This window comes from Sulfurihydrogenibium yellowstonense SS-5 (genome assembly GCF_000173615.1).
Taxonomy (GTDB): Bacteria; Aquificota; Aquificia; order Aquificales; family Hydrogenothermaceae; genus Sulfurihydrogenibium; species Sulfurihydrogenibium yellowstonense.
The window spans coordinates 1-6,137 of sequence record NZ_ABZS01000100.1 but is presented as its reverse complement, the minus strand read 5'-3'; the positions used below and the strand labels follow the sequence as shown (position 1 = coordinate 6,137).

General features: G+C 31.1%; 6 protein-coding genes and 1 tRNA gene. 1 reads left to right on the top strand and 6 read right to left on the bottom strand.

The window, feature by feature from the left end; genetic code table 11:
- Positions 1 to 74: 74 nt before the first annotated feature.
- Complete coding sequence (locus tag SULYE_RS05105; protein ID WP_007547180.1) at positions 75 to 1,601, top strand: EAL domain-containing protein; 1,527 nt, start codon at positions 75 to 77, stop codon at positions 1,599 to 1,601.
- 221 nt (positions 1,602 to 1,822) lie between these two features.
- Here the strand turns inward: SULYE_RS05105 and SULYE_RS08380 are convergent, their stop codons facing one another.
- From SULYE_RS08380 to SULYE_RS05080, 6 genes are all read right to left on the bottom strand, one after another.
- Positions 1,823 to 1,996, bottom strand: a complete 174-nt coding sequence (locus SULYE_RS08380; RefSeq protein WP_007547178.1) for a hypothetical protein — start codon at positions 1,994 to 1,996, stop codon at positions 1,823 to 1,825.
- A gap of 372 nt (positions 1,997 to 2,368) precedes the next feature.
- Positions 2,369 to 2,442: transfer RNA gene (locus SULYE_RS05100), tRNA-Arg, on the bottom strand.
- A 20-nt stretch (positions 2,443 to 2,462) separates the two neighbouring features.
- On the bottom strand, positions 2,463 to 3,545 hold the full coding sequence (prfA, locus tag SULYE_RS05095) for a peptide chain release factor 1 (RefSeq protein ID WP_007547177.1): 1,083 nt from the start codon (positions 3,543 to 3,545) through the stop codon (positions 2,463 to 2,465).
- 3 nt (positions 3,546 to 3,548) lie between these two features.
- Positions 3,549 to 3,743: a 50S ribosomal protein L31 gene (rpmE, locus tag SULYE_RS05090; protein ID WP_007547176.1), complete on the bottom strand. Its 195-nt coding sequence runs from the start codon at positions 3,741 to 3,743 to the stop codon at positions 3,549 to 3,551.
- 295 nt (positions 3,744 to 4,038) lie between these two features.
- The gene (gene rho / locus SULYE_RS05085) at positions 4,039 to 5,310 is read right to left on the bottom strand and encodes a transcription termination factor Rho (protein WP_007547175.1); all 1,272 of its coding nucleotides are present in this window, start codon (positions 5,308 to 5,310) and stop codon (positions 4,039 to 4,041) included.
- Between the two features lie 22 nt (positions 5,311 to 5,332).
- A partial coding sequence (locus SULYE_RS05080; protein WP_007547174.1) for a tRNA modification GTPase occupies positions 5,333 to 6,137 on the bottom strand: 805 nt, incomplete at its 5' end.

The window sequence follows — 6,137 nt, the reverse complement described above, 5'->3', positions numbered from 1 at the left end:
ATTATGCACCAAAAAGCCAAAATGTGAAATTTGTTTTTTCAAATGTGAGGTAAATATTATGGAAGGGTTAAAAAATGAGAAAAGAGCCAATAATTAAGTATGAAGATGGTAAATTTAGTATCTATGGATATGAAATTCTTGCAGATTTTCCTCAGTTGATTGTTAACGAAGATATCGACTTTAGAACTTTTAAGCTGAACCTTGATTTATTGAAAGAAGAGTTAAAAACCTCAACTACTCACTACCATCTAAATCTATCTGGTAAAACTATATTAAAGTTTAAAGAAGAAATATTAAAAGAATTATCAAAAATCGAAAACAAAGAAAAAGTAATAATAGAGCTTTTAGAAGATGATGCTCCGGAAGCAGAAGAAATTCTAAACTTTTTCTTAGTTAATAACATCAAAGTATCTCTTGATGATTTTGGAACAGTTTCATCAAACTTTGATAGACTTATGAATTACAAGAATGTTATTGAAAGTATTAAGATAGATAGAATTTTGTGGGTGAATATGTTGAATGTTGTAAAAGAGATAGTAAGCTTTTGCAACGAAAACAATATTAATGTAATTCTTGAAAAGGTGGAAACAAAAGAAGAGTTAGATGAGTTAATTAGCATAGGCGGTAAACTTTTTCAAGGTTGGTATTTTAAAGAAAATTTTCTATCAAAAAATGCTTTAGAAAAAGCTGAAATTAGAATGGATGATAGCTTACTTATTGAATTTTTCAAAAAAGCTATTGAGCTTTCTCAAAATAAACAAAATTTAAATGATATTATAAAAACCTTCGAAATTCTTGCTATTGCTCATTCCTTAAACATAAATTTTAATAGCGAAGAATTTTTTAAACTAAAAGAAAAATTCTTGAAAGAAAATGTTTTTAACAATCAAGAAGTTTGTGTCGTTGATAAAAAATTAAAACAAATTATAAAAATTTTATTAGCGGAAAATCATGACTTTTTAGGGTCCTTAGAAGAAGGTTTAAAAATTTTAAGATTTTATTTGACCATAAATAACAACGATATGAAAGTTTATAACACCTTAAGAAAGCTTATAGACAAATCTACTAATTTTATGGCAGAACTAAAAGAAAATTTAACAGAATTAGAAGTTTTAGATTTAAAGACTTTTGAAAACAATGATGGAAAATTTCTTTATAAAAAGAAATTTGAGATTGATGTACGATTTTATTTCAATAAATATAAAAAAGAAAATAAAAACTTTGTCGCTGGTTTAATTTATATAGAAAGTTTAAGAGATATTTTTTCCAACCATGGTTATTCAGCCTATACGAAAGCATTTCATAAAGCAATAAATGCAATTAAAGGTAGTATAGGTGAAAATGATGTTATAGCAATTATAGATAATAATACTTTTGGTATTCTTTACGAAGGGGATAATCCTTTAAAACTAAAAAAACTTAAAGATAGAATATCTAATTTGGAAATACGAATAGACAAAGTTTTTGAGGTATTAAAGGTAAGGGTGTGCGGAACCATGCCTCGAAGCGATGATAGAAATGCTGAAGATTTAATTTCAAGATTATATGGATTACTTTACGAGATATATTCCTTTAAAGATAAAGATTTTGTTTTTGAATGATTGATGTAAGTTATAAAGCAAGTAAAGGTAATTCATGAATTGCCCGTGCATAGAATAAGTAAAAAGTTAAAAGGATAGAGGGTTCTTGGTTTCGCTTAAAAATTACAAATAAGTTGCCTTTTCTTTGGTGCTTATCAATCAAACTTTCCTGTCATCCTCAGGACTTTGGTCCGAAAGATTTAAATTTAACGAAAATCATTAATTTCTCACCTACGTTTTTTTTAAACATAAATATCAATATGTCCTTCTTCTGTATTCTCTTTCTCAGGCTTTAAGATAGGAGGTGGTGTTTCTTCTTTTACTTTCTTTTTTCTTTTTTTAATAAATTCCCTTTTTGAATCTATATCACTTATAGGCTTGACTTCATAAACTTTTTCTATGCTGAAATCATCCATGATTAAATCCTCAAGTTCTTTGACTGTTCATAAATTTAACTCAAAAATTTATTATTTCAATTTTTTTAAGAGGGTTTTCGAAGATTTGTAAACTTACTTTTTTACGCTATCCTGAGGCTGTAAAGTGGATATCTTTTTTAATATTTTTTGAGATGAAAAGGAAAATATTTTTTTACTTCGTTCAGAAAGGCACCTTTGAGGTTAAGATTCTTCGCCGGCTACAGAATGACCAGTTTGGTTTAACGTCTCACATTTCACGTCTCACCTTATACAATCAAAAGATTAGATTAACTTTAGATTTAGTTAAAACTTAGAACATCCTCGGTGAACGTAAAAGTCATATTAGTTTAGAAAAAATCATGCTGTAATAAGTGCGCCCAGAGGGACTCGAACCCCCAACCTTGTGATCCGTAGTCACATGCTCTATCCAATTGAGCTATGGGCGCATTGTATTAAAAAATTTATTTTAAATTTTTAATTTTGCTAATTTTTCTTCGTTCTCTTTTGCAATTAATACATCTATAATTTCGTCTAAATCCCCGTCCATAATATCGTTAATTCTATAAGAAGTGTAATTTACCCTATGGTCAGTAACTCTGTTTTGTGGAAAGTTGTAAGTCCTTATCTTTTCGCTTCTTTCGCCGGTTCCAACCTGTTCTTTTCTTTCTTTTGCGATCTTTTCTTTTTCAAGCCTTTCATAATAATCTTTAAGCCTTGCTCTTAAAATCTGCATTGCTTTCATTTTATTTTGAAGCTGAGACCTTTCATCTTGGCATGTAACCACCATCCCCGTGGGAATGTGTGTAATTCTAACAGCTGAGTCGGTAGTGTTTACATGCTGACCGCCGGCTCCTCCAGCTCTCATAGTTTCTATCCTTAACTCTTCCGGCTTGATTTCTATATCAACCTCTTCAGCTTCTGGTAAAACAGCCACGGTAACAGTAGAAGTATGAATTCTACCGGAAGATTCTGTTTCCGGTACCCTTTGAACTCTATGAACACCGCTTTCATACTTTAATCTTGAGTATGCACCTTTACCTTTAATTAAGGCTATAACTTCTTTTATACCGCCTTTTTCTGTTGGATGTAAGCTTAAAATTTCTGTTTTCCAGCCATGTCTTTCTGCGTATCGTTGATACATTCTAAAAAGCTCAGCAGCAAATAAAGACGCTTCGTCTCCGCCCGCCCCTTGTCTTATTTCCAAGATAACATTTCTTTCATCATTAGGGTCTTTTGGCAGAAGTGCTATCTCTATTTTTTTCTCTAAGTCTTCCCGATGTTTTTTTAAAGATTCTAACTCTTCTTCTGCTAATTCGCGTAAATCATCATCAGGAGTAGAGTTTAGAAGTTGTTTTACTTCTTCTATTTGTCTATTTACTTTTTTATATTCATTATAAAGATTTAAAATTTCTGATAGCTCTTTGTGCTCTTTTGCTATAGATTGAATTTTAGACTGATCCTTTAAAACTTCCGGATCAGCCATTAATTCTTCAAGCTTTTTTAATTTTTCTTCTATACCTTCTAATTGGACTAAAAACTTTTTATCCATCTATTATTTTTCTGAAGCTTGCCCTTGAAGTTCTAAGAATTTTGGCTTAATTCTTAATTTTCCAGTATAAAAAGGATGGCAATTATTACATACTTCCAAATGCACAACTCCGCCTTTTACAGTATAAATCTCAAACTCATTTCCACAACCACAAACAAATTTAGTTAATTTTAATTCCGGGTGAATTCCTTGTTTCAATTTTATACCTCCTAAAATTTTAAAAATTTTGAATTAAATATTATATCAAAATTATATGCTGTGTGAAAAGTAAATAATGAGACTGTTCCAAAATTTTAGTAAGCTTACTTTTTCTTGTCATCTTTAAGCCGAAGGTTGAAGGATCTCTTCTTTTTAAAATTAGGAAAAAGTAGATTCTTCGCCGGCTGCAGAAACACAGGCAAAATGACATCTTTATAAAAAATTTTTTTTGGAGTACCCTTCAGTAAGTAGACGAGAAGGGAAGAAGTCAACAATTTTTATACTGCATTCATTCTTAAGCATTCATGGATTTTAAAAACTCGTCATTTGTCTTAAATTTAGAAAGTTTGCCTAACAGAAATTCCATTGCTTCAACCTCATCCATTGTAGATAGGAATTTACGCAATACCCATAATCTTTGCAGTTGCCAATCTTCCAATAAAAGTTCCTCTCTTCTTGTTCCGGACTTACTTATATTTATCGCCGGGAAGATTCTTCTTTCCATCAATCTTCTATCTAAGTAAAGCTCCATATTACCAGTTCCTTTAAACTCTTCAAATATTACATCATCCATTCTTGAGCCGGTTTCCACAAGAGCTGTGGCAAGAATTGTAAGACTTCCGCCATTTTCTATATTACGAGCTGCTCCAAAGAATTTTTTAGGTCTTTGTAATGCCGTTGCTTCAATTCCACCGGATAAAACTCTACCGGACGGTGGTGTAACAGCGTTTGAAGCTCTTGCAAGTCTTGTCATTGAGTCAAGTAAGATCACAACATCTCCACCTTCCTCTACAATCCTTTTTGCTTTTTCAATTACAAGCTCAGAGATTTGTATGTGTCTTTCTGGTGGTTCATCAAACGTAGATGCTACCACTTCTGCCCCAGAGCCTACTATTCTTCTCATTTCTGTAACTTCTTCCGGTCTTTCATCTATAAGAAGGATTATTAAATGAATTTCTGGATGGTTCTTTATTATAGCTTTTGCTATTCTTTGGATTAAAACTGTTTTACCGGCTTTAGGCGGTGCAACTATCAATCCTCTTTGACCTTTACCAATAGGTGCTACAAGGCTAACAACTCTCGTTGATAAATCAGATGGGTCGTATTCTAAATTCAATCTTTCTGTTGGGTGGTATGGGATAAGCTTGTCAAAAGATGGTCTTTTCTTTAACTCTTCTGCCGGAAGACTTCCAACTCTATCTATTCTGACTAATGCTCTGTACTTTTCACCTTCCTTTGGATTTCTTGCTACTCCGATGATTGTATCTCCGGTTTTAAGTCCAAATCTTTTTATCTGAGAAGGCGAGACATATATATCTTGTGGACTTGGTGCGTAATTGTTTTCAAGAAATCTAATAAATCCAAAACCTTCAGGAAGGATTTCTAAAACACCATTTATTTTAACTAAACCTTCTTTTTCTTCCTTTTTATCTATGATTTTTTCTATAAGCTCATCTTTTTTTAGTCCTGATATTTTTTCTACACCGAGCTCTTCAGCTAATTTTTTTAATTCTACCAATGTTTTTTCTTTCAATGTTTCAGGTGTGATGGTTGATAAGTCTACCATGAGACCTCCTTTAATTACTTGATTATTTACCTATGCAGAATTTACTAAAGATATTGTCTAAAACATCTTCTGTTGATATAGCCCCTACGACCTCATCTAAGTAATTTAAAGCCTCTTGAATGTAAATCATTAATATTTCTTTATTATTGATTAAATAGTTAATATGATTTTCTATCTCCTCTATTTTTTCTTTTGCTTGCTTTAGTAAAGTCGATTGTCTTAGGTTTATGAAGAGATCATCTTCTTTTTCTATGATTCCTAAGGATGTTATGATTTTTTCTTCTAACTCTTTTATTCCTTGATTGTTTACAACACTTGTATATACAATGTTATCATATTTTTCAAAAAAATCAATAGGTTTGTTGTTTAAATCAGATTTATTCACTACAGTTATATGCGGCTTATCTTTAATTTTATCATAAATTTTTTTATCTTCCTCTGTAAAACCGGAAGATGCATCTATCACAAATAAGATAATATCAGCTTCATTTATTTTCTCTTGTGCTTTTTCTATGCCTATTTTTTCTATTTTATCTTCTGTATCTCTAAGCCCCGCTGTATCAAGTAAAATAACCGGAATATCTTTTATTTTAAGACTTTCTTCTATAAAATCTCTTGTAGTTCCTTGTATTTCAGAAACTATTGCTCTTTCATAGCCAACAAGTGCATTAAATAAAGAGGATTTTCCAACGTTTGGTCTTCCAACGATTGCAAGCTTAATGCCTTCTTTTATAAGATTTCCTTTTTTATAGCTTGCTAAAAGTTTTTCTATTTGAGATTTTACCTCTTCTAACTGAGAAATAATAAGACTACTGTCTATCTCTTCA

What these genes read in the sequence shown, in the direction of transcription:
- SULYE_RS05105 (WP_007547180.1), top strand. Translation starts at nt 75, where the DNA reads ATGAGAAAAGAGCCAATAATTAAGTATGAAGATGGTAAATTTAGTATC.
- SULYE_RS08380 (WP_007547178.1), bottom strand. Translation starts at nt 1,996, where the DNA reads ATGGATGATTTCAGCATAGAAAAAGTTTATGAAGTCAAGCCTATAAGT.
- prfA (WP_007547177.1), bottom strand. Translation starts at nt 3,545, where the DNA reads ATGGATAAAAAGTTTTTAGTCCAATTAGAAGGTATAGAAGAAAAATTA.
- rho (WP_007547175.1), bottom strand. Translation starts at nt 5,310, where the DNA reads ATGGTAGACTTATCAACCATCACACCTGAAACATTGAAAGAAAAAACA.